This is a genomic window from Burkholderia plantarii (assembly GCF_001411805.1).
Taxonomy (GTDB): domain Bacteria; phylum Pseudomonadota; class Gammaproteobacteria; order Burkholderiales; family Burkholderiaceae; genus Burkholderia; species Burkholderia plantarii.
Genome location: NZ_CP007213.1, coordinates 1,050,390 through 1,077,327 on the forward strand (window position 1 = coordinate 1,050,390; position 26,938 = coordinate 1,077,327).

Here is a 26,938-nt window from a genome sequence, read left to right on the forward strand (position 1 = left end):
TGCCGCGAGCCGGCGGCGCGAAACGGCATCGACGAGGCGATGCCGCCGTGGCCGTGAATCGGGAAAACGCGGTGACGCGGTGATGCAAATCCGGTTTCGGAAGCGCGGCGCGGCCTCGGGCGGCCCGCACCGCGGCACGCCGTCAGGCGGTCTGCGCCTGCCGCGCCGGTTTGCCCCCGCGCGCCGGCGCCCCGTTCGCGACGAAGTACGGCGCCGTCGATCGCGCGAGCGGCCGGCGCCCGCGAATCCGGTCGGCGATCTTCTCGGCGATCATGATGGTCGGCGCGTTGAGGTTGCCGGTCGTGATGATCGGCATGATCGACGCGTCCACCACGCGCAGGCCGTCCAGGCCGTGGACGCGCCCCTCGTTGTCGACCACCGCCATCGCGTCGTAGCCCATCTTGTTCGAGCACGACGGGTGGAACGCCGTCTCGGCGCGCTGGCGCACGAACGCGTCGAGCTGCGCGTCGGACTTCAGTTCGGTGCCGGGGTTCAGCTCCTGGCCGCGGAAGCGGTCGAGCGCGGGCTGGCGCATGATCTCGCGCGTGGCGCGGATCGCGTCGCGGAACTCGCGCCAGTCGAGCGGCTCGGCCATGTAGTTGAACAGGATGCTCGGATGCGCGCCCGGATCGCGCGAGGTCAGCTTCACGCGGCCTCGGCTCGGCGAGCGCATCGAGCCGACGTGGGCCTGGAAGCCGTGCATCTCGATCGCGTTCGAGCCGTTGTAGTTGATCGCCACCGGCAGGAAGTGATACTGGATGTTCGGCCAGAGATCCTCGTCGCGCGTGCGGATGAAGCCGCCCGCCTCGAAATGGTTGCTGGCGCCGAGCCCGGTGCCGTTCAGCATCCATTCGAGGCCGATCTTCGGCTGGTTCCACCACTTCAGCGCCGGATACAGCGACACGGGCTCCTTGCAGGCGTACTGGATGTACATCTCCAGATGGTCCTGCAGGTTCTGGCCCACGCCGGGCAGCTCGTGGACGACCGGGATGTCCAGCTCGCGCAGCCACTGGCCGGGGCCCACGCCCGAGCGCTGCAGCAGCTGCGGCGAGGCGATCGCGCCGCTGCACACCAGCACCTCGCGGCGCGCGTGCGCCGTCACGGGCTGGCCGCGGCGCAGGTAGGCCACGCCGGTGGCGCGCTTGCCCGAGAACAGCACGCGGTCGGCCACGGCATGCGTGACGATCTCGAGGTTCGCGCGTTCGCGCGCCTGGTCGAGGTAGCCGCGCGCGGTCGAGGCGCGCCGCCCGCGCGGCGTGACGGTGCGGTCCATCGGGCCGAAGCCTTCCTGCCGGTAGCCGTTCAGGTCGTCGGTGCGCGGGTAGCCGGCCTGCACGCCGGCTTCCACCATCGCCTCGAACAGCGGGTTGACGCCGGGCTTGCTGGTGGTGACCGACACCGGCCCGTCGCCGCCGTGGTAGTCGTTGGCGCCGACGTCGCGCGTCTCGGCACGGCGGAAGTAGGGCAGGCAGTCGAGGTAGGTCCAGTCCTCGAGCCCGGCGTGCGTCGCCCAGTTGTCGTAGTCGAGCGCGTTGCCGCGGATGTAGCACATGCCGTTGATCAGCGACGAGCCGCCGAGCCCCTTGCCGCGTCCGCATTCCATGCGGCGGTTGTCCATGTGCGGCTCGGGATCGGTCTCGTAGGCCCAGTTGTAGCGGCGCCCCTGCAGCGGGTAGGCGAGCGCGGCCGGCATCTGGGTGCGGAAGTCGAAGCGGTAGTCGGGGCCGCCCGCCTCGAGCAGCAGCACGGTCACGTCGGCGTCCTCGGTCAGCCGCGCGGCGAGCACGTTGCCGGCCGAGCCGGCGCCGCAGATGATGTAGTCGTATTCGTGCGTGGTCGTCATCGCCTTGCCTCCTGTCGTCGGAACTTCAGAACACCGGGTGGTAGCGGCCGAGCTCGACCTGCACCGACTTGATGCGCGTGTAGTGCTCGAGCGTGGTGATGCCGTTCTCGCGGCCGACGCCCGACTGCTTGTAGCCGCCCACCGGCATCTCGGCCGGCGACTCGCCCCAGGTGTTGATCCAACAGATGCCGGCCTCGAGCCGGTGGATCACGCGGTGCGCGCGCGAAAGATTCTCGGTGACCACGCCGGCCGCGAGCCCGAAGGCGGTGTCGTTGGCGCGCGCGATCACCTCGTCCTCGCCGGTGAAGTCGAGAATGCTCATCACCGGCCCGAAGATCTCCTCGCGCACGATGCGCATCTCGTCGCGGCAGTCGGCGAACACGGTCGGCGCCACGTACTGGCCTCGCGCGAAATGGCCGTCCACGAGCCGCGCGCCGCCGGCCAGCAGCTTCGCGCCCTCGGCCCGGCCGCTCTCGATGAAGCCGAGCACCTTGTCGAGCTGCGCGGCGCTCGCGAGCGGGCCGAAGTTGGTGGCCGGATCGGCCGGGTGCCCCACGCGGATCCGCGCCACGCGTTCGAGCACGCGCGCGACGAACGCGTCCTTCACGGCACGCTCCACGAACACGCGCGTGCCGTTGGTGCAGACCTGGCCCGAGCTGAAGAAGTTGGCGGTCACGGCGATGTCGGCGGCGCGGTCGAGATCGGCGTCGGCGAACACGATCAACGGCGACTTGCCGCCCAGCTCCATCGTCACCTCCTTCAGCGACGAGGCGCCTGCCAGCGACATCACCTTCTTGCCGGTCTCCACGCCGCCCGTGAACGACACCTTGGCGATGCCGGGATGGCCCGCCAGCAGCGCGCCCACCACGCCGTTGCCCTGCACCACGTTGAACACGCCGGCCGGCACGCCGGCCTCGGTGTAGATCTCGGCGAGCTTCAGCGCGGTGAGCGGCGTGACCTCGCTCGGCTTGAAGATCATCGCGTTGCCGGCCGCGAGCGCGGGCGCGCTCTTCCAGCAGGCGATCTGGACCGGGTAGTTCCAGGCGCCGATGCCGGCGCACACGCCGAGCGGCTCGCGCCGCGTGTAGACGAACGCGTCCTCGCGCAGCGGGATCTGCAGCCCCTCGATCGCGGTGGCGAGCCCCGCGTAGTACTCGATCACGTCGGCGCCGGTGACGATGTCCACCGCGCGCGTCTCGGCGATCGGCTTGCCGGTGTCGCGCGTCTCGAGCGCGGCGAGTTCGTCGTTGCGCTCGCGCAGCAGCTCGACCGCGCGGCGCAGGACGCGCGAGCGCTGCATCGCCGTCAGCGCGGCCCACTCGCGCTGGCCCTCGCGCGCCGACGCGACGGCGCGGTCGACGTCGGCCGCGGCGGCCTGCTGGATCACGGCGAGGTGCTCGCCGGTGGCGGGGTCGAGGCTGTCGAAGCTGGCGCCGCTCGTCGCGTCGACGTAGCCGCCGCCGATGTAAAGCCGTTGCAGACCGTAAACCGTCATGAAGTCCTCCTGATCAATCAATCGGTGATGCCGCCAGCCGCGCCGTGCGCGAGCTGCTGGTCGATGTATTCGTTGGCGAGCCGCTGCGCGGTGCGCGTGTCGATCGGCACGCCGGCCAGCGCGCCGCGCAGCCAGAGCCCGTCGATCAGCGCCGCGAGGCCGAGCGCCGCGTGCCGGGCGCGCTCGCGCGGCAGCGCACGCGCGAACTCGGCGCACAGGTTCGAATGCAGCCGCCGCGTGTTCACGCGCTGCAGCCGGCCGAGCGCCGGCGCATGCATGCTTTGCGACCAGAACGCCAGCCAGGTCTTCATGACGGGCGTGCTGACCTGCGTGTCGTCGAAGTTCGCGGCCACGATCGCGCGCAGCCGGGCGCGCGGCTCGTTTCGCGCGGCCACCCGGCGGCGCGTGGTGGCCGCCCGCAGGTCGCGCAGCACGTGGCGCATGGTGGCCTCGAGCAGGCCGTCCTTGTCGCCGAAGTAGTGGCTCACGATCCCGGTCGAGATGTTCGCGCGCTGCGCGACCGAGGCGAGCGTCGTGCCGGGCAGGCCGGTTTCGTCGATGGCGCGCAGCGTCGCGTCGATCAACTGCGCGCGACGCACTTCGCGCATTCCGAGTTTGGGCATGGCAGCGGGGCGGGGTCGGGAAAGCCGGCAGGTTAGCGGTTTTTTATTGAACGTTCAATCAATAAAAAACGACGGGATGGCCGGCGGCGTGATGAATCCGGACGGCGGCGGCAGCCGCGCGACACCGCCGGCGATCGGGCGCGGCGGACAGAGAAAGTTTTACCGGTCGGCCGGCGTGAAAACCGGTCGGCATTACCCGCGGTTGCTCGATCGATCAACAGTGACGAGGTTTGTAAAACAGTGAATTATGTTTAAGGTCTTTAAAGCCCCACATTTTTTCTATTTTGAATGCGCCATGAATGAAGCAGGCGCAACGCGCTGGTGCGGCGGCGCCCCGCGAGGGAACGCGACCGCGCCGGTGTCGAGCGTCGCGGCACCAACGTGGGGCATCGCGCTGCCGTCCTGCAACATGTGCCGAGATCGTTGATGGAAAAGGAATTTCGCTGATGAATCCAGGCAGTCATGCTGCGCCTGACAGAACTGACAGGGCGGCCGGCGTGGCGTAGCACGGAATGCATGGCGGCGGTGTGAAGCCGGCTTTTCAATCAGCATTTTTCGGACAATTTTTAAAGGTTCGTGAAAAGGCAAGCTGAATTTTTTCTGTTGAAATTAAATCGAATTGGTTGAGTTTCCGCGATGTCGCGTATTAGTATTGATACCCATGCGCAAGCGCGCCGCGATGTGTCAGGCAGTGCGGGTGCAAGGATGGAATCGGAAATAACGACAAGCGTCGGAAGTCATTCTTACGAGGCGCCGGGGGCCATGAGGTGGGTGTGCGGAGCGTGTTGCGTCCCGTGCCCATGGCGGCCGCATCCGTCGGCAGACGGGCGCGGGTTCCGGCACAGGGAATAGCCGCCACGGGGCGTCGGCTCGTTGGCCGGCTATGGGGAGCGCTTCGCGCGAGCGAGCGTGTATCGCATTGATTGCCGGGTTACCGCCGGAGTACGCCATGCCTATCGAGAAACAGGTCGTCCCGCTGCCGAATGGCTTGCAGGTCTACGTCGAACATCACGTCTACGATCCGTCGTTCGAGACGGTCATCCTGATCAACGGTGCGCTCGCGACCACCGCCTCGTTCGGCCAGACCGTGCGCTACCTCGGCGAGCGGCTCAATTCCCTCTGCTTCGACCTGCCCTACGCGGGCCAGTCGCGCCAGCACAACCCCGGCAAGTTCGTGCTGACCAAGGACGACGAAGTCGATATCCTGCTGCACCTGGCCGAGCGCTTCCGGCCCAGCTACCTGCTGTCGGTGTCGTGGGGCGGGGTGGCGTCGCTGTTCGCGCTCTCGCGCGGCTGCACGAGCATCCGCCGCGCGGTGGTGGCCTCGTTCTCGCCGTTCCTCAACGACGCGATGGTCGACTACGTCACGCGTGCCCGCGACCACATCGCGGCGGGCGAGAACCTGCATGCCGCGCAGCTGCTCAACGACACCGTGGGCCGCTATCTGCCGCGCATCATGAAGCTCTACAACTACCGCTACCTGACCAAGCTGCCGCGCGACGAGCAGGACCAGGTGGCCTTCCACGTGAACCAGATCCTCGAGATGAAGCCGGAGGCCTATCTCGACCAGTTCACGCAGATCCAGTGCGGCGTGAAGTTCATCAACGGCGAACTCGACGAATACACCACGCCGGCCGACGTGCGCCGGCTCGGCAGCTACGTGCGGCGCGCCGAGTTCGAGACGATCGGCAAGGCCGGCCACTTCCTCGACCTCGAAGGGCGCCAGCAGCAGGAGAACGTGCGCGCGGCGATCCTCGGCTACTTCTGCGACGAGGCGCGCAGCGCGTCCTCGCCGGACGGCTCGTTCGATTCGCTGTCGCCGATGCCGCTGCTGTCCTAGCCGCGCCGTCGTAGCCGCTCGCGCGGCGGCGCGCCGGGTCGCGGGCATGACGTGCGGCCCCGGCGGGCCATGCTGAATGACGAGGCGCGCGTCGCGCCCGCCGCGCGTGCCGAGTGCGTCGCGCGCGAGGCGCGGCGCCCATTCCTTTCGAGCCCATCAGAGGCGGTATCGATGTCGAAGATGATCATCACGGCGATCGGGTCGGCGGGCGACGTGTACCCGCTGCTCGGTGTCGGCCGCGCGCTCGCGGCCCGCGGGCACCAGGTGGTGTTCTGCACGCATCCGCAGTTCGAGGCGGGCGCGCTGCGCTGCGGCTTCGCGTTCGTGCCGATCGGCACGGCGCACGAGTACGCGCAGGCGATGGCGAACCCGGCGCTGTGGCATCCGCGCACCTCGTTCCGCACGCTCTGGGGCGTGATCGCACCGTCGCTGCGCCCGCATTTCGAGCGGCTCTCGGCGCTGGTGGACGATGACACGGTGCTGATCGGCACGCTCTGGGCGTTCTCCGCGCGCCTGTTGCAGGAGCGCCATGGCACGCCCTACGTGTCGGTGCAGGTGTCGCCCTCCACGCTGCTCTCGGCGCACGCGCCGCCCACCCACAAGCGCCTGACCGTGCCGCGCCGGCTGCCGCTCGCGCTGAAGGCGGGGCTCATCACGCTGATCGAGCGCGGCGTGCTCGACAAGGTCTGCGGGCCGGCGCTGAACGCGCTGCGCGCGGAACTGGGGCTCGCGCCGGCGCGCCGCATCCTCGGCCGCTGGCTGCATTCCACCGACGGCGTGCTGTGCCTGTTCCCCGACTGGTTCGCGGCGCCGCAGCCAGACTGGCCGGCCAATCATCGGCTGACCGGCTTTCCGCTCTTCAACGACGTCGACGATCCGGTGCCGGACCCGGGGCTCGAGGCGTTCCTCGCGGCGGGCGAGCCGCCGGTGGTGTTCACGGCCGGCTCGACGCGCGTGGACGGCGCCGGCTTCGCGCGCGCGACCGCCGAGGCGATGCGGGCGACCGGCACGCGCGGCATCCTGATCACGCCCGACGCCGCGCCGCCCGATGCCCACGAGCCGCCCGAGGCAAGCCATGCCCACGCGATGCCGCGGCTGCTGACGCGCCGCTACCTGCCGCTGCGCCGACTGTTGCCGCGCTGCCGCGCGCTGGTGCATCACGGCGGCATCGGCACGGCCTCGCTCGCCTACGAGGCCGGCATCGCGCAGGTGGTGATGCCGTCGGCGCACGACCAGTTCGACAATGCGCAGCGCGTGGCCGACAGCGGCTGCGGGGTGCGCCTGGATGCGCCGGTGGAGAGCGCCGCGCTGGCCGCGGCGCTCGGCTACGTGCTCGGCGACGAGGGCATCGCGGTGCGCTGCGCGCAGATCGCCGCCGCCGTGGCGGCCGCGCCCGACGGCTGCGTGGAGGCCGCGCGCTTCATCGAGCGCTTCATTCCCGCATCGGCCGCGCCGGCTGAACGGCCCGCGCCAGGCATCGACGGCGAGCCGGGGCCGCGTGGCCGCCGCGCCGCCGATGGCCCCGGTCTCGCGGCGCCGGAGGCCTCGGGCGCATGAGTGCTTCCCCATTGGCAGACGCGACGCTGCCCGATGCCAGCGGCGCCATTGGCGGCGTGAGCGCAGCCGTGCCGCCGCCCGATGCACCGCGCGAAGGCGAGCCCGCGCCGCCGCCTGCCGACGCCGCGCCGCCGATGCGCGGCGCGCGGCTCGCGCTGCTGACCTTCGCGCTGTCGCTCGCCACCTTCATCGAGGTGCTCGACTCGACCGTGACCAACGTCGCGGTACCGTCGATCTCGGGCAGCCTCGGGGTGTCGAACAGCCAGGGCACCTGGGTGATCAGCTCGTATTCGGTGGCCGCCGCGATCGCGGTGCCGCTCACCGGCTGGCTCGCGCGGCGCGTCGGCGAGCGGCGCCTGTTCGTCACCTCGATCGTGCTGTTCACGCTGACCTCGCTGCTGTGCGGGCTGGCCGGCGACCTGCGCGTGCTGGTGGCGTGCCGCGCGCTGCAGGGCCTGTTCTCGGGGCCGATGGTGCCGCTCTCGCAGACCATCCTGATGCGCGCGTTCCCGCCCGAGCGGCGCACGCTCGCGCTCGCGCTGTGGGCCATGACGGTGCTGCTCGCGCCGATCCTCGGGCCGGTGGCGGGCGGCTGGATCGTCGACAACTATTCGTGGCCGTGGATCTTCCTCGTCAACCTGCCGATCGGGCTGTTCTCGTTCACGGTCTGCGTGACGCTGCTGAAGCCGTCGCGCGAGGGCGGTCACGCGGGCCCGATCGACGTGGTCGGCATCGTGCTGCTGGTGATCGGCGTGGGCGCGCTGCAGGCCATGCTCGACCTCGGCCACGACCGCGGCTGGTTCGATTCCACGCTGATCCGCGCGCTGGCGATCACGGCCGGCCTCGCGATCGTCTCGCTGCTGATCTGGGAGCGTGGCGAGGCGCATCCGGTGGTGGACCTGAGCCTGTTCCGCGACCGCACGTTCTCGTTCTGCGTGCTGATCATCTCGCTCGGCATGATGGCGTTCTCGGTGGTGGGCGTGGTGTTCCCGCTCTGGCTGCAGACCGTGATGGGCTACAACGCGTTCCATTCCGGGCTCGCCGCCGCGCCGCTCGGCATCCTCGCGTTCGTGTTCTCGATCCTGGTGGGGCTCTATTCGAGCCGCTTCGACGCGCGCGTGCTGGCCACCTTCGGCTTCCTGGTGTTCGCCGGCGTGCAATGGAACAACGCCCACTTCACGCTGACCATGACGTTCACGCAGATCATCACGCCCGGGCTGATCCAGGGCATGGGGCTGCCGTGCTTCTTCATCCCGCTCACGGCGGCCACGCTGTCGCGGATTCCCGACGACAAGCTCGCCGCGGCCTCCAGCCTGTCGAACTTCCTGCGCACGCTGTCGGCCGCGTTCGGCACCGCCATGAGCGTGACGCTATGGCAGAACCGCGCCACCTATCACTACGACGTGGTCTCGCAGGCGGTGACCCGATCGGACGGCAACACTCGGCGCTACGTCGACGCGCTGCACGCGATGGGCATGACCGGCACGCGCGAGCTCGCCTCGCTGAGCAACGTGGTGCAGAAGCAGGCCTACATGATGGCCACCGGCGACATGTATTTCATGGCCAGCATGACCTGCCTGACGCTGGCCTGCCTGATGTGGCTGACGCGGCCGAGGCGCGGCGCGGCCATGACGATCGGACATTGAGACGGGAGGCCGCGACGTGATCCGCCGGACCTTTCCGACACGCCCGCCCGCCGCCGCGCGGGCCAACCCTGGTGGCACGGCATGCGGAGCAAGACGATGAGGCTCGGGGCACTGATCATCCTGTATCACGCGCGCGACGAGCAGCTCGCGCGGATCGACGACGTGGCGCGCGCCTGCGATGCGCTGGTGCTGGTCGACAACACGCCGGCCCCGGACCCGCGCGCGCGCGAGGCGGCGCGACGTGCCGGCGTCGAGCTGATCCATCACGGCAATCGCGGCGGCATCGCGGGCGCCTACAACGCGGGGCTGGCCGCGCTGTTCGCGCGCGGCGTCGACGCGGTCGCGCTGTTCGACCAGGACTCGACGGTGCCCGAGCCGTTCTTTCCGACCATGCGCGCGCTCTGCGGGCGCTTCGGCGCGCAGGCGTTCATGGCCGGCCCGCGCATCTTCGACGAGAACGAGCAGCGCTACCTGCCCGAGCTGGCGAGCAACGGCGTGACGGTGCGGCGGCTGTCGATCACGCCCGATGCGCCGGCGCTGCGCTGCGCGTTCCTGATCTCGTCGGGCAGCGTGATCTCGCGCGAGGCGTTCGCCTGTCTCGGCCGCTTCGACGAGACGCTCTTCATCGATCACGTTGATACCGAATACTGCTTCCGCGCGCTCGCGCGCGGCGTGCCCGTGTACGTGGTGCCGTCGCTGGTGCTGGCGCACCGGATCGGCGCGAAGCGGCGCCACCGGATCGGGCCGTTCGAGATCTCGGCGATGCACCACCCGTGGTACCGCCGCTACTACAGCGCGCGTAACGCCGCGCAGCTCGGCATGCAGTACGGCCTGCGCTTCCCGGTGGCGATCGTGCCGAACCTGCTCACGCTGTGGCAGATCGTGCAGATCGTGCTGTGCGAGGACGACAAGCGCGCCAAGCTCAAGGGCATCGCGTTCGGCGTGGTCGACGGCCTGTTGGGCCGCCTCGGCCCGCTCGACGAGGCGCGCCCGGGCTGGGCCGCGCGCGTACGCCCGAAGCGGGTGCGCCACGGATGAGCCGACCGATTCGATTCGCGCGGCCGGCGCGCGCGGCACTGGCGGCCGGCATCCTCGTGAGCGGCATGCTGTTAGGCGGCTGCGTGCCGTCCGGCTTCCACACCACGGTGGCGCCGCATGTGCCCGCCGCGGACGCGCTGGCGGGCGTGACCGGCCCGCGGGCCACGGACGGCGCCTGGCCCGCGCCCGACTGGGTGCGCCAGCTCGGCGACGCGCAGCTCGACGCGCTGGTGGCCGAGGCCTACGAGAACAACCCGACGCTGCAGGCGGCCAGGGCGCGCATCGCGATCGCGCAGGCGCAGCTGCAGCAGTACTCGGCGATGACGGGCCTGGTCGGCACGGCCGGCGCCTCGGTCACCAAGGCGCGCGTGCCACGCAGCGACGGCGTGGCCAACGTCAACGCCGGCGGCTTCAACGTGCCGGTCGATCTGTTCGGCGATCCGGGCATCTCGTCGTCGTCGCTGTACGCCGGGCTCAACTACCAGCTCGACCTGTGGGGTGCCAACGCCGCCGCCACGCGCGGCTTCCTGTCGAGCCGCGACGCCGCGCGCGTCGATGCCGAGCAGGCGCGCCTCACGCTGGCGGTCTCGCTCGTCACGCTCTACTGCGAACTCGACCAGGTCTACGCGCAGCGCGAGCTGCTGGAGCAGAAGCGCGCGGCCGGCGAACAGATCGACGCCGTGCTGCGCGAGCGCGCGGCGCGCGGCATCGACAACGCCTACGACGCCAGCGACGCCGCCATCAAGCGCAGCCGGCTGCTGGGCCAGATCGCCTCGGCCGGCGAGCAGATCCGGCTGATCGAGGTGCAGATCGGCGTGATGACGGGCAAGGGCCCCGAGCGCGGGCTCGCGCTCGCGCGTCCGCACCCGGGCGAACTGGTGGACGCGCCGCTGCCGGCGCAGCTGCCCGTCGAGCTGCTGGGCCGGCGCCCCGACATCGTCGCCGCGCGGCTGCGCGTGCAGGCCGCGTTCGCCTCGGTGGACGGCGCGCGCGCCGATTTCTATCCGAACCTGAACCTTTCCGCGATCGGCGGGCTGTTCGCGCTGACGCCGGCCGGGCTGCTGCGCGGCAAGTCGTTCGGCGGCTCGATCGGGCCGGCCGTGTCGCTGCCGATCTTCGAGCGCGGCCGGCTGAAGGCGAAGCTGGCCGGCGACGTGGCCAACGCCGACCTGACCATCGCGCTCTACAACCAGACCGTGGACGAGGCGCTCGGCCAGGTCGCGCGGCAGTTGACGCAGTTGCGCACCATGGATACCTTGCTTGCCGGGCAGCAGCAGGCGGTGGACGCGGCGCAGCGCATCGTCGACATCGCCGAGGAGCGCCACCGCCGCGGCTTCGGCATGGAGAAGGACGTCAACAACGCGCGCCTGACGCTGGCCGACGAGCGCACCCGCATGATCGACCTGCTCGCGCGACGCCGCGCGCTGCGCATCGGGCTGATCGACGCGCTTGGCGGCGGCTTCGACGCGAGCAGGCTGCCGGGGCCGGCCATCGCCGGTTCCGGACTCGTTTTTCCCGCCCACGACCGACTGACCGATTCGCACTTCGACTGAGCGCATGCACGACGACAACAACGAGGCGCCCCGCCACGGCGCGAGCGCCACGGCCGAGGCCGGCCGGCTTCAGGCGAAGCGCGCCGCGCGCCGCCGCCATTTCGCGCTGTTCTTCGGCGTGGTCGTGGTGGCCGCGATCGCGGCGGCCACCGACTGGTACCTGAGCGGGCGCTATCACGAGGAGACCGACGACGCCTACGTGGCCGGCAACATCGTGCAGGTGGCCGCGCAGGTGCCGGGCACCGTGATCGACGTGCTGGTCAGCGACACGCAGCGCGTGCGCGCGGGCCAGACGCTCGCGCGCCTCGACGACGCCGAGGCCTCGGTGGCGCTCGCGCAGGCCCGCGCCCAGCTCGCGCAGGCGGTGCGCCAGGCCGCCAACTCGCGCGTCTCGAACGCGATGTATGCGGATGCCGTCAGCGCGCGCGAGGCCGATCTCGAGGTCGCGCGGCGCGCCTACGAGGCGCGCGCCAACGCCAGCGTCGAGGTGGTCTCGCCAGAGGAACTGGCACGCGCGCGGGCCCAGATGATCGGCGCGCAGGCGCAACTGGCCGCCGCGCGCGCGCAGCTCGAATCGGCGCGCGTGCTCGGCAGCCGGCTCGCGGTGGAGGACAACCCCGCCGTGGTACAGGCCGCCGCGCAGTTCAAGCTCGCCTGGCGCAACCTGAAGCGCACCGCGATCGTCGCGCCGGTGGCGGGCACGGTGGCGCAGCGCTCGGTGCAGGTGGGCGCGCAGGTCGGCCCCGGCGTGCCGCTGCTGTCGCTGATCCAGCTGAACGCGCTGTGGATCGAGGCGAACTTCAAGGAAGGGCAGATCCGCAACATGCGCGCCGGCCAGCCGGTCAGCGTCGTGTCGGACATCTACGGCGCGAAGGTGGTCTATCACGGCCACGTCGAGGGCTTCTCGGCCGGCACCGGCAGCGCGTTCTCGATGCTGCCGTCGCAGAACGCGGCCGGCAACTGGATCAAGGTGGTGCAGCGCGTGCCGGTGGTGGTGTCGATCGACGCGGCCGATCTGGCCGCGCATCCGCTGCGCATCGGGCTGTCGATGCGCGTGGTGGTGGACACGCGCCAGCGCGGCGGCCGCCTGCTCGACAACGAGCAGCCGCTGCCGGGGCAGAGCACGCGCGTCCACGACGACGTGGTGGCCGAGGCCGACGCCGCCGCCGCCGCGGTGATCCGCGCGAACCAGTAGGCGCACGACGCGCGCGGCCGGCGGGATGCGCCGCCGGTGCCGGCGCGCCGCGCGAACGCGCCGGCATCTGCCTGCGTCCGGCCCGCCCGATGTTCCTCATTCCATTCGATTTTCGCTCGACCGCCGTCGCCGCGAGGCGCCCGCCATTGCGCAGCGCGGCAAAATCAAATCACGCGACGGCGTTGCATTTGATCATTCGTCGCGATTCGATATTTCGATTCGATAAACGCATTCTGGTGTAACTACATAAATCCGAATTAAATTCAAACGATTTTAAATTTATGGATTACCTATCAATATGGACAGGTGTATTTCCTGTCGAAAATACTATGCTTGCTTCCGGTATGTCGCGCCGTCGCCCGCGCCGCCCGTCGCACCCGGTTCGCCCCGCTTATTACAAATTCCTTGTGATTGAAGGGTGAATATCCGGTGCGCCGTGTTTAGCAGGATCGATTGAGATGTTTATGCGGTAAATCCGGCGATATCAAAATCGGAACGCCGCATCGCCTTGCGAAATTACCTGCAGTTCGGGAACTCGATTCGATAATCAAGGAAGAATTTCCCCTTAATCTCAGGAGCTCACTTTGAAAACCAAGATTATAAAAGGCCTGGCCGCCGCGCTTTCCGGTGCCGTCATGACGCTGTGCGCCGCCGGCCATGCGCTGGCCGCCGGCGCGGCCAGCCAGGAGGCGGTGCCCGCCGTCACGGCCGCCGCCGCGGCGCTGCCGTCCAACTTCGTGTTCAGCCCGTACAAGGACATCACGATCAGCCTGAACTGGAACACCAACGTCATCTCGACGGCCGTGACCGGTTCGCTGCAGCCGCTGCTGAACGTGCTGCCGGCCAAGGACAAGACGGTGACCTGGGCGTTCGCCACCGGCGAATGCGGCAGCGAGAGCTGGTCGGGCCTGACCGCCGCGCAGGTCGCGAGCGCGAACGTGCAGAACTGGGTGAACGCGGGCCGCAGCTACATCATCTCGACGGGCGGCGCGGCCGGCTCGTTTACCTGCGGCTCGGACGCGAACTTCACGAAGTTCATCAACACCTACAACTCGGCGAACCTGAAGGGCATCGATTTCGACATCGAGGCCGGCCAGAGCCAGACCGACATCAACAACCTGGTGCTGCGCGTGAAGGCGGCGCAGGCCAGCTTCCCGAACCTGCGCTTCAGCTTCACGATCGCGACGCTGGGCGGCAACGCGGCCCAGAGCCTCGGCTCGACGGGCGTGTCGGTGATGAACGCGATCCAGGCCGCCGGCCTCAAGAACTACATCATCAACCTGATGGTGATGGACTACGGCAGCGCGATCGCGAGCAACTGCACGGTGGTGAACGGCGCCTGCGAGATGGGCCAGTCCGCGGTGGCCGCGGCCAACAGCCTGCACAACTACTGGGGCGTGCCGTACAGCCAGATCGAGCTGACCCCGATGATCGGCGGCAACGACACGCAGGGCGAGACGTTCACGCTGGCCGACGTCAACATCGTCACCTCGTTCGCGCAGCAGAACGGGCTGGCCGGCGTGCATTTCTGGTCGTTCGATCGCGACAACGACTGCACGCAGAGCTATGCCTCGCCGACCTGCAACAGCTACGGCCAGGCCGGCACGCTCGGCTTCACGAACCGCTTCATCTCCGCGCTCGGCCTCTGAGCCGCGCGGCGGTCCGGGCGGCGGGGGCCGTCCGGACCGCGTGACGGACCGAAATGAAACGCGCCGCGCCACGTGCCGGGCGCGGCGCGTCTTTCATCGGGCTCGGGTAGTGGGTGTCGCCCGGCTCGGACGCCCGCTTGCGCGAGCCATGCCTCGAGCGCCGGATCCTCGCAATCGCGGATCGTCTCGTGCGCGCCGGCCACCCGTGCTCGCCGCTCCTGCCAGAGCCTGGCGGACGTGAAAGGTGGGGCGCCGACGTGTTTGGCAGGCACTCGGCCCGGATGGCGGAATCGCCTCGGACATGAAAATCCCGGGACGATTATTTATAAAAAACAAAGCGAAAGGCGTGACGTTCGATGGTCCGGAAATATCTATTTTGTTTTTTTATGGTTATCGACCGTTGTGTCACACTGCTCGAAACCAAACCGCGCTGTTCCGCGGCCCGACATTCGGTGTGCTCGATGGCATTTTTATACGCCGGTTCGGCAAGTCTTGCGTCATGCGGGAAAACAATCGGTAATGGCGTTTGTCGCTCCATCCAGATGTGAATATCAATCCCGATCGGCGTCGGGCTGATCCGGTTTCGTCGCGAAATGCCATTTCGCCGGCGTGATGATGTTATGGATCGATTAGTTTGACTTTCCGTCTTTTTTCCGGCCGGCGAGTGGAGTATTGCGTTCGGCATGAATGACGATGCGCGCAATACGCGCGTTCGAATCGTGGAGTTCAGGCTATGACCTTGCTTTCGAATCAGGCGCATCCCGATCGCGCCGTGACGCTGCTCGACTGCACCCTGCGGGATGGCGGCTACCTCAATGGCCATGATTTTTCCGCGCCGCAGATCGACGCGATCCTCACGCGGCTGCTCGCATCGGGCGTGGACGTGATCGAGGTCGGCTATTTCCGGCGGCGCAACGTCGAACAGCATCCGTCCACGGTTGTCGCGCGCTGCCCGCATGCGTTCCTCGCTTCGCTGGCGCGCACGGAAGCCGTCCGCTACGGGGTGATGGTGCCGCCCGGCGACGCCGAGCCGGCCGATCTCGACGAACTCGCGGATCTGCCCGTCCCGGTGGTCCGCTTCACCTGCACCGACCAGAACCTGCCGAAGGTGCTCGCGCTCGGCGAGCGCGCCGCGCGGCTCGGTCTCGTGGCCTGCGCCAACATCACGCGCGTGAGCGAGCGCTCGCTCACGCAGCTCGCCGCGATCACGCGCGCCCTGGCCGAGGCCGGCTTCGACACGCTCTACGCGGCCGATTCGAACGGCGCGCTCTATCCGGACGAGGTCGCCGCGATCATCGGCGAGATGCGCCGCCATTTCGCCGGCCAGATCGGCTTTCACGCGCACGACTCGCTGCATCTCGCGTTCGCGAACGCCCTGGCCGCGATGCGCGCGGGCGCGTCGTGGATCGACGGCACCATCGGCGGGGTCGGCAAGGGCGGCGGCAACGCGGCGATCGAGGTGCTGCTCTCGGAACTCGCGAAGGCCGACGCACGGCCGATCGACATCGCCGGCTTCTCGCAGATGCCGGCCAGCTTTCCGCACGACTTCTTTCCGGTGCGCTTCAAGGAGCGCCTCGACAACGTCTTTTACGGCCGCAACAACCTGAACATCGACAAGATCAAGTCCCTCGAGTCCCGACCCTCCCTCTGACAGGAACCGCATCATGAGCGAATTCGTTCAATCCCTGCGCGACAAGATCAACAGCCGCAAGAAGATGACCAGCCGGCTCTACCAGACGGTGCTGGCCGGCAAGGCGAGCAAGCGCCTGCTGCAGAACTTCGTGATCCACCGCTTCCCGATCAAGAACCACTGGACGCGCAACATCCTCGGCATCGCGTCGCGCATTCCCGATCACGCGTTGCGCGTCGAGCTCGTGGAGAACGTGTTCGAGGAGGAGACCGGCCATTTCAGCCACTCGAAGCGCCACCTCGAGACCTTCGTCGATTTCGGCAACGCACTCGGCGTGACGCAGCGCGACATCGACGCCGCGCCGCTGCTGCCGCAGACGCAGGCCGTGATCGACCACAACGTCGAGGCCTGCAACACCACGGTCCATTTCACGGCCGGGGTGGCCTCGGTGCTGCTGCTGATGGAAGGCCAGCCGCCCGTCGTGTCGACCGGCAACGAGTCGATGCTGTCGGTGATGCGCGACGTCTACCGGCTGCCGCCCGAGGGCTACGAGTTCTTCGTTCACCATGCGAGCGCGGTCGAGCGCGCGGGCGGCGACCACACGGCCGTCAGCGACCTCGAGGAGGATCACGCCGAGACGGCCGAGATCCTCCTCGATACGTACTGCACGACCGACGAGCTGCGCATCCAGGCGCATCGCTACCTCGATCGCGCGATCGACCGGCGCCACGCCCACTTCGACGCGATCTTCGAGCAGTTCCACGATCCGGCGGCCGAGCCGTTCCGCTACGCAGCCTGAGCCTCGACGAGGAGATTCGGTTTGGCAAAAATCATCTTCCATGCCGGCGATTACGTGGACGCATCGCAGGCGACGGTGCGCGTCTCGTCGCTGGCGATGCGTTACGGCCTGTCCGTGTTCGAGGGCGTGCGTGCCTACCTGTCGCGTGACGGCCGGTTGCGGCCGTTCAGGATGGCGGCGCACCTCGAGCGGCTCGCCAACTCGGCGCGCACGCTCGGATTGCCCGACCCCGGCATCGAGCGGATTCCGGAAATCGTCGAACACCTGATCGAAGCGAACGGTCTGCGCGAGGACTGCTACATCCGGCCGAGCATCCACGCCGTCAACGTCGGCGACATGGGCGCGAAGCTGGAGGCGGCGCTGACCGTGGACGTGAAGCCGATGGGCCGCAAGAAGTGGCTCGGCGAGGACCTGGCCGCGAAGGTCACGATCTCGAGCTGGCGCAAGGCGCGCCATGACGTGTTTCCGCCCGCGCTGAAGTGCATCTCGGCGTATTCGATCCCGTTCGTCGCCGACCACGCCGCGCGCGCGGCCGGCTTCGACTTCCCGGTATTCCTGAACGACGAGGGCTATCTCAGCGAAGCGCCGACGGCCGCGCTGTTCCTGGTGACGGGCCGGCGGCTGCGCACGCCGGCGCTCGACCAGGCGATCCTGCCCAGCATCACGCGCGAGGCGATCCTGCAAATCGGCGCGCGGGAAGGGCTGACCATTTCGGAGGAGCGGCTGATGCCGCACGAGCTGCATTCGGCCGACGAGGCGTTCCTGTGCGGCACCGGGCTGGAAATCGCGCCGATCGCGTCCGTCGATGCGTACATGCTGCGCAACCATGCGCAGCGACCCGTCACACGGCGGCTCGTCGACCGCTATCTCGATCTGGTCAGGGAGGACCACCATGAGTAACCGTCTGCTCGTCGTCGCGGCGCACCCGGGCGATTTCGTCTGGCGTGCCGCGGGCACCATGCTTCGCCATCGCGCCGAGGGGCACGACGTGAAGGTCGTCTGCCTGTCGTTCGGCGTGATGGGCGAGGCCGGCAAGCTCTGGAAGGAAGCGCACGCCACGCACGCCACGGTCAAGCGCGCGCGCGAAACCGAGGCGCGGCGGGCGGCCGAGCTGCTCGACGTCGAACTCGAATGCTTCGATCTCGACGACTATCCGCTCGAGATCACGCGTGAGAGCACGGTGCGGCTGAACCGGATCATCCGGCAATTCCGTCCCGATGCCATCGTCACGCATCCCCCGGTCGATCCCGGCAACGTCGATCACGCCAACAGCTGCGAGATGGTGCAGCAGGCTCGCGTGTTCGCGACCGCGCCGGGCCATGGCCCCGACATGGTGGCGCCGTCGAGCCTGTTCTACTTCGAGCCGCATCAGCCGGAGCTGTGCGACTTCCAGGCGAACCTGTTCGTCGACATCTCGAACCTCTGGGAGCGCAAGCGCCAGGTGTTTGAATGCATCGCGTCGCAGCAGGGCGTGTGGGCCTATTACGAGCGGGTCGCGCTGCAGCGCGGCGCGCAGGCGAGCCGTCGCGCAACGCAGGCGATCACGCATGCGGAAGCGTTTCAGCGCGCCTTCCCGGCGGTGTCGCCGCTGCTGGCCTGACGGCCCGCGGGCCAGGGAGGCGACGGCAGATGATCCGGCATGGCACGCCCGCTCGGGCATTCACGGTCGATGGCGAACACGGCAATGCCGCGTTCGTGTTCGCTACCGAGGCGGCGGCGCAGGTCGACCTCGATGCATGCGTGGCGCTGGCGCGGCGTCAGCAGGGCGAAGTCACCTGGCTGCGCCGCGGCGCCGGCGCGGCCGGACCCGGGCTGCGCTTCTTCACCCCGGGCGGCGAAATCGCGTTCTGCGGGCACGGCCTGCTGGCCGCCGCCGCATGGCTCGACGCGCATGACGGCCCGCGCGACAGCCAGGTGTTCGAGATCGGCGGCAAGCCGGTGTCGGTCGTCAGCGACGGTGCGCGCAGCTGGTCCTACTCGCAGGACGAAGGGGGCTCGGAACCCCTGGACGCGAGGCTGCTCGACGACGCGCTGCAAGCGCTCGGCATCGCGCGGGTCGACGCGCGGCGCGCGACGCTGGCGCGTTCGGTCGGCGCGCCGCGCGAGAAGCTGTTGCTCGAATTGCCCGATGCGTCGCTGCTCGCCGCGATCTCGATCGATCCGGCGCGACGCGACGCGCTCTGCGAGCGGCTCGGGGCCACCGGCATCTATGTCTTCGCCGTCCGCGACCGGGTTGCGCCGCGGCTGGCCGCGCGGCATTTCCCGCATCGCGTGGGCATGCAGGAAGACATGGCCACCGGCGGCATCGCGCCCACCGTGGCCCGTCACGCGCGCTTCGCCGATGCGGATGCCGCGGCCGGCGCCCACGTCGTGATCGACCAGGGCGGGCCCGATTGCGGCCTCGCGCGCCTCGTCGTGTCGGCATCGCCGTCCGGAGGCGCGTGGCGCGTGGCGGGCGAATGCGTGACCGGGCCCGCCGTGCCGCTGATCGGCGTGGTGCGCGAGGTTTGCTGACCGCGCGGCCCGAGACAGGGGATGCGCGATCCAGGTCCAGGTTCGTTTCGCGCGGGCAGTCGTCACAACAGGTTCGAACCGAGGCAATGACAATCATGGCATTTCTGGTCTTCAACCGTTCCACCAAGTTCGATTTCTACAACTGGCTCGCCGATGCGCGGCAGGACGTTTATGCGCTGACGAGCAAGCCGATGAACCGGCCCGGCAAGTACCGGATGATCCGCAAGTTCGACGACCTGGGCGTGCCGCTGGCCGACCAGCTCGCGCTGGAGCTGGGCCGGACCGCGCCGATCGGGTTCATCGCTTCGCAGTCCGAATACGACATGCTGCGCGTCGCGGCGCTGCGCGAGGCACTGGGGCTGCCGGGACAATCGGTGCAGAGCGCGCGCGCCTACCGCGACAAGGTGCTGATGAAGGATCACATGGCGGCCGCCGGCATTCCGACGGCGCGCTACCGGCGCATGACGCTGGCGCCCGATCTGCCCGGCTTCATCGAGGAGCACGGCTATCCGGTGGTGGTCAAGCCGGTGGACGCCGCCGGCTCGCGCGGCGTGCGCGTGCTGCGCGAGGCACGCGATCTGCATGATTTCCAGCGCGAGCAGACGGCGCGGCAATACATGGTCGAGACCTTCGTCGAAGGCACGATGTTCCATGTCAACGGGCTGTTGCGCGGCGGGCGCTATGAGTTCATCGTGCCCTACCGCTACGTGAATTCGTCGCTCGACTACCAGGCCGACGGCTGTTACGGCAGCCTGACGATGCGGCCCGACACCGAACTCGGCGAGCGGCTGGTGACGTTCTGCCAGCGCGTGATCGCGGCGCTGCCGGCCACCGATCCGCTCGCGTTCCACGCCGAAATCTTCTGCGCACCCGACGGCACGCTGCTGCTCAACGAAATCGCGAGCCGCACCGCCGGCTCGCTGATCATCGAGCTGATCGAGCAGGACTACGGCTTCAACCTGAGCCGCGCCTGGGTGCGCGCGCAATGCGGGCTCGACAGCGAAATCGGCGAGGTGCGACGGCCTTCGCGCTATTCGGCGTCGCTGATGTTCCCGACCCGCGAGGCGGTCCTGCGCTCGCTGCCGCTGACCCTGCCGTTCGAGTGGTGTACGAACGTCTACGTGAACGGGCGTCAGGGCGTCGTGAACGGCCGCGCGGCTTCCTATACCGACGACGTGCTGAGCGTGATCGTCAGCGGCGAGAGCGAGGCCGAGACGACCGACCGGGTCGCGCAGGCCAGCGCCTGGCTCGGCGAGCGCATCGAATGGCAGGCGTCGCATTGAGCGCCGCGTGCCGGTGAATCATGCCGCGCGCGAGCCGGCGGGGCTCGACGCCGCGTTTGCGAAGCCGCCGGCGGCGGCCGGGTCGCTGGTGGTCGCGCTCGTGCTCGGCTTCTTCCTGTATCTGGCGTTCGGCGTGAGCCGCGTCGGCGCGACGATCCTGATCGTGCGCGAAAACCGTTCATCGATCGAACTCGGCATCGTGATGGCGATGTACTCGCTCGCCCCGCTGCTGATCGCGGTGCATGCCGGCGCCGTCGCGACGCGCCTCGGCCCGCGTTCAATGCTGGCCGGCGGCGGGCTGGTGCTGCTGTGCGGTGCGCTGCTGCAGGCGGTGCCGGGGCCGGTCGTGCTGCTGTTTCCCGGTGCGTTGCTGTGCGGGATCGGCTTCACCTTGATGCAGATCGCGCTGCAACTGCACATCGGCGAATGCGGGGCGCCGGACGAACGGGTGCGCCGCTTCGGTTTCTTCTCGCTGACGCAGTCGGCCGCCACCTCGTTGGCCGCGCTGCTGGGCGGTTACCTGTCCGGGCAGTGGGGTGTCCACGCGCCGTTGCGGCTCGCGGCGCTGGTGGGTGCGGTGCTGCTCGCGCTGCTCGTCGCGCGGCGGCGAGTGTTCCGCTCGACCCGGCCGGCACCGCCCGCGGCCGAGGTTGCCGAGGCCGCCGGGCCGGCCGGCCAGCCGCGCGCGCGCGATCGCGCGACGCTGCGCCTGCTGCGCCAGCGCGACGTGCGCAAGGTGCTCGTGGCCGGCGCGCTGCTCGCGATGGCGTGGGACCTGCACACTTTCCTCGTGCCGTTCATCAGCCGCAGCGTCGGGCTGTCGCCGAAGCAGATCGGCATCGTGCTCGGGCTCTTTTCCGGCGCGACGTTCGTGATCCGGATCTGCCTGCCCGGGCTGGTCCGGCTCCTGTCGAGCGTCTGGATCATCCGTGGCGCGCTGATCGTGGTGGGTCTCGGCTTCGCGGCCTATCCGTGGCACACGAGCTACGAAACGATGTGCGTGCTGGCGATCTGCCTCGGCCTGGCGCTCGGCACCGCGCAGCCCAACCTGCTCGCGCTGGTCCACGACGTGGCTGCCGAGCGCGACGTCGGCCGCCTGATCGGCGTGCGCACGATCCTGCTCAACGTCGGCGCGTCGCTGTGGCCGCTCTGCTTCGGTGCCCTCGGCTTGCCGGTGGTGCGCTTCGTGCTGCCGGCCTCCGGGCTGGTGTTCGTGCTCGCGGGCCTGGGTTTCTCGCTGGGGCGGGGCGGGCAGCCGCGCGGTGCCGATTCGCCCGCACGATCGGACGCCGCCTGAGCGTGGCGGGGCTCCGGGGAGACCTGGCGCCCGTGCGTTGCGAACCGGCGGGGCTGCGCGTCCGCCGGTTCCCTTCTTCAGTTATCTTCGCCCGGCTGAAACGGCCTGCCGTGCGGCAGGCGTCGCCATGCGCGGTTCCGGCCTCGCGCGCGGCCGCAGCGCGAACGGCGGCGGCGCCGGTCCGTAACCACATGCCGGCGCGCTCGTGCCACCGCGTGTCGGCGACGGTCAACCGCGTGTCGGGTTTTGGACATCCGGCGCCCCGCCTCGCGGACTACCCTCTGAGGGCTCGCTGCCCGACCCGCGCGCGGCCGCGCCGGGCGACGCGCAGCACGAAGCCAGACAGACAGGAGACGAAGCGATGAGCAGCAATCGAGGAGTCGTATACCAGGGACCGGGCAAGGTCGAGGTGCAGAAGATCGATTATCCGCGGATGGTCGACCCGAGCGGGCGCAAGATCGGCCACGGCGTGATCCTGAAGGTGGTCAGCACCAACATCTGCGGCTCCGACCAGCACATGGTGCGCGGCCGGACCACGGCGCCGGTCGGCCTCGTGCTCGGCCACGAGATCACCGGCGAGGTGATCGAACTCGGCGGCGACGTCGAGACGCTGCAGATCGGCGACATCGTCACGGTGCCGTTCAACGTGGCCTGCGGGCGCTGCCCGATGTGCCGCGAGCAGAGCACCGGCGTGTGCCTGAACGTGAACCCGGCGCGCGCCGGCGGCGCCTACGGCTACGTGGACATGGGCGGCTGGATCGGCGGCCAGGCCGAATACGTGCTGGTGCCGTATGCCGATTTCAACCTGATCAAGTTCCCGGACCGCGACCAGGCGATGGCCAAAATCCGCGACCTGACCTGCCTGTCCGACATCCTGCCCACCGGCTATCACGGCGCCGTCACGGCCGGCGTGAAGCCGGGCTCGACCGTCTATATCGCGGGCGCCGGCCCGGTGGGGATGGCCGCGGCCGCCTCGGCGCGGCTGCTCGGCGCGGCGGTGACGATCGTCGGCGACATGAACGCGGAGCGCCTCGCGCACGCGCGCAAGGTCGGCTTCGAGACGGTGGACCTCTCGCAGGATACGCCGCTCGGCGAGCAGATCGCGCGCATCGTCGGGCGCCCCGAGATCGACTGCGCCGTCGATTGCGTCGGCTTCGAGGCGCACGGCCACGGCTCGTCGGGCCACGCCGAGGAGGCCCCCGCCACGGTGCTGAATTCGCTGATGGAAATCACGCGCCCGGCCGGCGCGATCGGCATCCCGGGCCTCTACGTGACCGACGATCCGGGCGCGAAGGACGCCGCCGCGCAGCACGGCAGCCTCAGCATCCGCTTCGGCCTCGGCTGGGCCAAGTCGCATACGTTCCATACCGGCCAGACGCCGGTGCTGAAGTACAACCGCAACCTGATGCAGGCGATCCTGTTCGACCGGCTGCCGATCGCCGAGATCGTCAACGTCACGGTGATCTCGCTCGACCAGGCGCCGGAGGGCTACCGCAAGTTCGATGGCGGCGCGCCGCGCAAGTTCGTGATCGATCCGCACGGGATGATCGCGGCTTGACGGCCGCGAGCATCACAGCATCTACGTCACCGTGTTTGGGGTCGGTAAGGCCCCTGCTGCTAGTGCGCTCCCGAGGCTCGATGTGGAGCTTCGGGGCGTTTCAAGATGAAGCGCGGCGAGCGGTTTCTACCTTGTCGTGTCCAGGCGTGTCTGTTGGGCGAGGCGAGTGACGGGTTGTTGTCTCGGCGTGGTGTACACGACAGAGGCCGCATCGTGAAGATCGCCCGGTCAGTCAATCTGCGGTGCCTTGGCAGGTCGAGCGTCTCAGCGTTCGTACGATGGCTGCACGCTCTCCAATTCGGCGCTCGCGGGTCCGTGAAACAGGTAGTTCGCCAGCAGGCCCGAGCAGCGGCTGCGCCGGGCCGCGTCGAACAGTGACATCGTTCCAATCACCAGAAAGCTGTCCTTCGCGCGCGACACCGCCACATTGAGCATGTTCGGCCCGTTGTCGAAGAACAGTCCACCGGTGTGCGATTCACCATAGGTCGGCGAAAAGATGACGATGGCACGTTCTGCGCCTTGCAGTGCATGTACCGTGCCGATCGTCAATTGGCTGCCCTTGCGCGTGAGATCAGGCATCTTGCTGCGCAGCACATGCGTTATCGTGGCCGCCTGACGAGCGAACGGTGTAACGATGCCAACCAGCTTCCAAATTGGCGTTGGCGCACCCTGGTCATCGCGATAATGCGCTTCGATGCGGGCACGGTTTGTCTTCAGCCAGTCGACGATGGCGGCGGCTTCATCCTTGTTCTGCCGGCTGCGTCCGAGTGATTGATCTCGCGTGCTCAGATTCAAATACCCGAACGCAGGCAGCAAGCGCCGCTTCGGCGGAATGGACGGCCGCATCGGCTCGAGCCGATTGGCATAGATGAGCTTGTTGCAGTAATCGATCAACTCGGGGACGCAGCGGCGGTGCTCCGTCAACATCAGGCCACGCATGTCGTCGAATTTTTGTATCCGGCAACTACGGTTGGCGATGCGCATCAGATTTCCGCTGGCCGGCGTATAGCCCGCGTTGGCCAGCATGTCATAGCGCCGGTCGTGTGGCTCGGACACCAGCTCGAATTTTGCGGCGTTGGCACGATCCGTGGTCTCTCCGTTGTTCCATACCGGTTCGATCTGGTATGTATCGCCCACCACGAGCGCTCGTTTGGCGAGAGCGAACATCGAGGCGCCGATGTCGGGCGAGACCTGCCCGGCTTCGTCCACGATCAGCAAGTCGATGGTGTTCCAGAACGGAATATCCTCGCCCTGCCAGGCGGTAAAGAACGATGGCGCCATGTGAAAGTTGGAGACGAGGCAGGGCGAGAGCTTGGCGAAGCGGCGATACTGAGCTTCGAGCCGTACCCTGCCTTTCGAATCTTTTTCGGCGACACGAAATCGCTCGCGCATTTCCAGAATCCACCGACCCGTCCAGTAGCGATCTGCCAACGGAAACATGGGAGCGCGCAACAGAGTGTCCAGACTGTCGTTGAGTGCGACCAGCGACACATCCAGCATGCTGTCGAATCCCCCGAGTAAGCTTTTCCGCCAGCGCTCGAACACGCTCATCAGGCGGGCGCGGGCCGTTTTCTCGGCGGCAAGCCGTGTATTCGCTGCGCTGTGCTGCTGCTTCAGCCCGGCACGTAGCTGATTCAATGCATTGAGGGCGACGGCATGCTTGTCCCCAGCTTCCTGCCTGAGTTGGGCGAAATGCGCATCGAGCCCGTCGTCTCGGTGTTTCCTGCTCGCGGTGAGCGGGTGGGCAATCAGAACGGAGCGATCGCGTGCGATCCGACGCCGTGCGATTGCCGGGATGAACGCGAGCAAGTCGAGCCATAGCGGTGAATGTGCCAGATAGTCAGTCCAGCGCTGCTCCGCGGCATCGATCGCGTTCAGCATGTCCGCTCGAGCTTGCTCGATCGCGACAGCATTCGAGTCGCATTCGGCCAGTTTCAGCTTGATATTTGCCAGCTCGGCCTGCAAGGTCGCGATGTGCGCATCGTGCTGCGCCAGCTCCCGTTGGCAGGACGTTGCCGCGCCCTCATCGAGATCCTGACCGGTTGCTTCGAACACGTCATAGCGGGCGGTCACGATCGCGCCGATCTTGTCGCGTCGGGCTTGCAGGTCGCGATGCAGGGCGTCGACGACCTCAGTGACCGAAACCTGCTCGGAGCCAAATGCCGCCGTCGCCTTTTCCAGGAACAGCTGCTCTACCGCGTCGACTGCCTCCGGCGTCTCGTATTCGGCGAACGGCTGGCTTCGGCTTGTGCAGGTGGGATGCTGGCTTTCACGTGATTCCGAAGCGAGGAACAAGCCGAAGCCCCGGCTATAAGGGTGCCAGCGCTCGTGACCGGTTTCCGCACTGATACGCGCGAAACAGTCGAGCACGTTTTCGACCGCCTTGACGTTGGTGGATGCCACGACGATCAGAGGACACTGCGTAGCGCGCAAGGCGGCATCGATCCATACCTGGGCGACGACACTCTGCAGCAGTGTGGTTTTGCCAGTGCCGGGAGGGCCGTTGACTGCGAGGATCTGACCGTCGCCGAGATGCGTGAATTCGACCATCGCTTCTCGCTGCGACGGCGACAGCGGATATCGCGCATTCATGTGGCCGACGATTTCGGCGTACGCGGGGGCCGCGTCCGGTATCGCTTGCGGCGGCCATGACGGGCGATCGTCGAGCGTGGCGAGATTGTCGAGTAGTGGGAGCGTCGGAGCGCCGGCGAGGATATTGTCGTAGAGCCTGATCAAATGCCGTGCAACGATGGGTGGCTCGTAGGGAATGCCATGCCATTCGCACACCAGTTCATATCCGTCGACCGAAAATTCCACCGGGTCGTCGCTCACCTCGGGAAGCGGTGGAAGATGAGTTTTCGTAACAAAATGAAAGAGTAGCGCGGCGTTCTGCAGCGTGTCGCCGAGCGTCTTCGGTTTATCCGGCAAGCGGCTGATGAATTCGTCGTAGCGGGCCAGCGCGCCGATGGACACGGGTTTGAGCGTGGGCTCGAGGAGGTCGCGAGGTATCCACGGATGACGGTCGGGGTCCGGCCAGAGGCCCCCCGATTTATCGAGCAGGCATGGCACGCACAGTACCGAGAGCCCTTTGTGAATGTCGCTAGCCTCACGTTTCACGCCATGACTAGCCGATTCCGAAAGGCGCGCGGCAACCAGTACGAAGGGGATGGTTCTGGCTGAACGCGCGTCCTTGTTCGATTTACTGGCGGCGAATTGTGCTGTTACCCACGCATCGACATTCGGTTCGGCGTGCGTGACCCGCCAGACGTCCTCGCTATGCGCAATTGTGATGGGTTGGCTTTGCGGGTCAACTTCCGGATGAAGCAAGCTGACTTCGGCCAATGCCGCCCGCCAATAAGGCAGCGGTACTTTTGCCGCTTTGCTGTCTGCATTCATGGATGCGTATCGTCCTTCTGGT

At 68.2% G+C, this 26,938-nt stretch carries 19 protein-coding genes; 15 read left to right on the plus strand and 4 right to left on the minus strand.

Annotated elements, in window-relative coordinates; all coding sequences use genetic code 11:
• Positions 1-142: 142 nt before the first annotated feature.
• From betA to betI, 3 genes are read right to left on the minus strand one after another with little or no spacing between them, the layout of a single operon-like run.
• Entirely contained in the window at positions 143-1,843 is a 1,701-nt protein-coding gene (betA, locus tag bpln_RS21935; protein WP_042627396.1) for a choline dehydrogenase, read from the minus strand.
• A 25-nt stretch (positions 1,844-1,868) separates the two neighbouring features.
• Positions 1,869-3,338, minus strand: coding sequence for a betaine-aldehyde dehydrogenase (betB, locus tag bpln_RS21940; RefSeq protein WP_042627397.1), 1,470 nt, complete (start codon positions 3,336-3,338; stop codon positions 1,869-1,871).
• 17 nt (positions 3,339-3,355) lie between these two features.
• Positions 3,356-3,961, minus strand: a complete 606-nt coding sequence (gene betI / locus bpln_RS21945; RefSeq protein WP_055139990.1) for a transcriptional regulator BetI — start codon at positions 3,959-3,961, stop codon at positions 3,356-3,358.
• A 949-nt stretch (positions 3,962-4,910) separates the two neighbouring features.
• Here betI and bpln_RS21950 point away from each other — a divergent pair.
• From bpln_RS21950 to fdhA, 15 genes are all read left to right on the plus strand, one after another.
• The gene (locus bpln_RS21950) at positions 4,911-5,801 is read left to right on the plus strand and encodes an alpha/beta fold hydrolase (RefSeq protein WP_042627399.1); all 891 of its coding nucleotides are present in this window, start codon (positions 4,911-4,913) and stop codon (positions 5,799-5,801) included.
• A 171-nt stretch (positions 5,802-5,972) separates the two neighbouring features.
• Positions 5,973-7,358, plus strand: coding sequence for a glycosyltransferase (locus tag bpln_RS21955; RefSeq protein ID WP_055139991.1), 1,386 nt, complete (start codon positions 5,973-5,975; stop codon positions 7,356-7,358).
• Positions 7,355-9,004: a DHA2 family efflux MFS transporter permease subunit gene (locus bpln_RS21960; RefSeq protein ID WP_420807379.1), complete on the plus strand. Its 1,650-nt coding sequence runs from the start codon at positions 7,355-7,357 to the stop codon at positions 9,002-9,004. Before bpln_RS21955 ends, bpln_RS21960 begins: the two co-directional genes overlap by 4 nt.
• A gap of 96 nt (positions 9,005-9,100) precedes the next feature.
• Positions 9,101-10,042 (plus strand): glycosyltransferase family 2 protein, encoded by a 942-nt coding sequence (locus bpln_RS21965; RefSeq protein ID WP_244132025.1) that lies wholly within the window; start codon positions 9,101-9,103, stop codon positions 10,040-10,042.
• A complete protein-coding gene (locus bpln_RS21970; RefSeq protein ID WP_055139993.1) occupies positions 10,039-11,595 on the plus strand; it encodes an efflux transporter outer membrane subunit in 1,557 nt (518 codons plus the stop codon). Before bpln_RS21965 ends, bpln_RS21970 begins: the two co-directional genes overlap by 4 nt.
• A gap of 4 nt (positions 11,596-11,599) precedes the next feature.
• Entirely contained in the window at positions 11,600-12,790 is a 1,191-nt protein-coding gene (locus bpln_RS21975; RefSeq protein WP_055139994.1) for an HlyD/EmrA/EmrK family protein, read from the plus strand.
• A gap of 584 nt (positions 12,791-13,374) precedes the next feature.
• A complete protein-coding gene (locus bpln_RS21980) occupies positions 13,375-14,439 on the plus strand; it encodes a glycoside hydrolase family 18 protein (protein ID WP_042627404.1) in 1,065 nt (354 codons plus the stop codon).
• Positions 14,440-15,172: 733 nt separating this feature from the next.
• Positions 15,173-16,090: a beta/alpha barrel domain-containing protein gene (locus bpln_RS21985; protein ID WP_055139995.1), complete on the plus strand. Its 918-nt coding sequence runs from the start codon at positions 15,173-15,175 to the stop codon at positions 16,088-16,090.
• 13 nt (positions 16,091-16,103) lie between these two features.
• Entirely contained in the window at positions 16,104-16,868 is a 765-nt protein-coding gene (locus bpln_RS21990; protein WP_055139996.1) for an iron-containing redox enzyme family protein, read from the plus strand.
• A gap of 21 nt (positions 16,869-16,889) precedes the next feature.
• A complete protein-coding gene (locus bpln_RS21995; protein WP_055139997.1) occupies positions 16,890-17,768 on the plus strand; it encodes an aminotransferase class IV in 879 nt (292 codons plus the stop codon).
• A complete protein-coding gene (locus tag bpln_RS22000; protein WP_055139998.1) occupies positions 17,761-18,468 on the plus strand; it encodes a PIG-L deacetylase family protein in 708 nt (235 codons plus the stop codon). Before bpln_RS21995 ends, bpln_RS22000 begins: the two co-directional genes overlap by 8 nt.
• Positions 18,469-18,497: 29 nt before the next feature.
• On the plus strand, positions 18,498-19,382 hold the full coding sequence (locus tag bpln_RS22005; protein ID WP_055139999.1) for a PhzF family phenazine biosynthesis protein: 885 nt from the start codon (positions 18,498-18,500) through the stop codon (positions 19,380-19,382).
• A gap of 95 nt (positions 19,383-19,477) precedes the next feature.
• Complete coding sequence (locus bpln_RS22010; protein WP_055140000.1) at positions 19,478-20,665, plus strand: ATP-grasp domain-containing protein; 1,188 nt, start codon at positions 19,478-19,480, stop codon at positions 20,663-20,665.
• Between the two features lie 7 nt (positions 20,666-20,672).
• The gene (locus tag bpln_RS34340; protein ID WP_244132026.1) at positions 20,673-21,962 is read left to right on the plus strand and encodes an MFS transporter; all 1,290 of its coding nucleotides are present in this window, start codon (positions 20,673-20,675) and stop codon (positions 21,960-21,962) included.
• Between the two features lie 361 nt (positions 21,963-22,323).
• Complete coding sequence (gene fdhA / locus bpln_RS22020) at positions 22,324-23,520, plus strand: formaldehyde dehydrogenase, glutathione-independent (protein WP_042627411.1); 1,197 nt, start codon at positions 22,324-22,326, stop codon at positions 23,518-23,520.
• A 264-nt stretch (positions 23,521-23,784) separates the two neighbouring features.
• Here fdhA and bpln_RS22025 read toward each other — a convergent pair whose 3' ends face one another.
• Positions 23,785-26,916, minus strand: a complete 3,132-nt coding sequence (locus tag bpln_RS22025) for a DEAD/DEAH box helicase (RefSeq protein WP_082465392.1) — start codon at positions 26,914-26,916, stop codon at positions 23,785-23,787.
• Between the last annotated feature and the right edge of the window lie 22 nt (positions 26,917-26,938).

Bases quoted from the DNA above. Each gene is read 5' to 3' on its own strand.
- bpln_RS21950 (WP_042627399.1), top strand. From the start codon at position 4,911: ATGCCTATCGAGAAACAGGTCGTCCCGCTGCCGAATGGCTTGCAGGTC.
- bpln_RS21985 (WP_055139995.1), top strand. From the start codon at position 15,173: ATGACCTTGCTTTCGAATCAGGCGCATCCCGATCGCGCCGTGACGCTG.
- bpln_RS21965 (WP_244132025.1), top strand. From the start codon at position 9,101: ATGAGGCTCGGGGCACTGATCATCCTGTATCACGCGCGCGACGAGCAG.
- bpln_RS22025 (WP_082465392.1), bottom strand. From the start codon at position 26,916: ATGAATGCAGACAGCAAAGCGGCAAAAGTACCGCTGCCTTATTGGCGG.
- betA (WP_042627396.1), bottom strand. From the start codon at position 1,843: ATGACGACCACGCACGAATACGACTACATCATCTGCGGCGCCGGCTCG.
- bpln_RS21960 (WP_420807379.1), top strand. From the start codon at position 7,355: ATGAGTGCTTCCCCATTGGCAGACGCGACGCTGCCCGATGCCAGCGGC.
- bpln_RS21975 (WP_055139994.1), top strand. From the start codon at position 11,600: ATGCACGACGACAACAACGAGGCGCCCCGCCACGGCGCGAGCGCCACG.
- fdhA (WP_042627411.1), top strand. From the start codon at position 22,324: ATGAGCAGCAATCGAGGAGTCGTATACCAGGGACCGGGCAAGGTCGAG.
- bpln_RS21955 (WP_055139991.1), top strand. From the start codon at position 5,973: ATGTCGAAGATGATCATCACGGCGATCGGGTCGGCGGGCGACGTGTAC.
- betI (WP_055139990.1), bottom strand. From the start codon at position 3,961: ATGCCCAAACTCGGAATGCGCGAAGTGCGTCGCGCGCAGTTGATCGAC.
- betB (WP_042627397.1), bottom strand. From the start codon at position 3,338: ATGACGGTTTACGGTCTGCAACGGCTTTACATCGGCGGCGGCTACGTC.
- bpln_RS21990 (WP_055139996.1), top strand. From the start codon at position 16,104: ATGAGCGAATTCGTTCAATCCCTGCGCGACAAGATCAACAGCCGCAAG.
- bpln_RS22005 (WP_055139999.1), top strand. From the start codon at position 18,498: ATGATCCGGCATGGCACGCCCGCTCGGGCATTCACGGTCGATGGCGAA.
- bpln_RS21970 (WP_055139993.1), top strand. From the start codon at position 10,039: ATGAGCCGACCGATTCGATTCGCGCGGCCGGCGCGCGCGGCACTGGCG.
- bpln_RS22010 (WP_055140000.1), top strand. From the start codon at position 19,478: ATGGCATTTCTGGTCTTCAACCGTTCCACCAAGTTCGATTTCTACAAC.
- bpln_RS22000 (WP_055139998.1), top strand. From the start codon at position 17,761: ATGAGTAACCGTCTGCTCGTCGTCGCGGCGCACCCGGGCGATTTCGTC.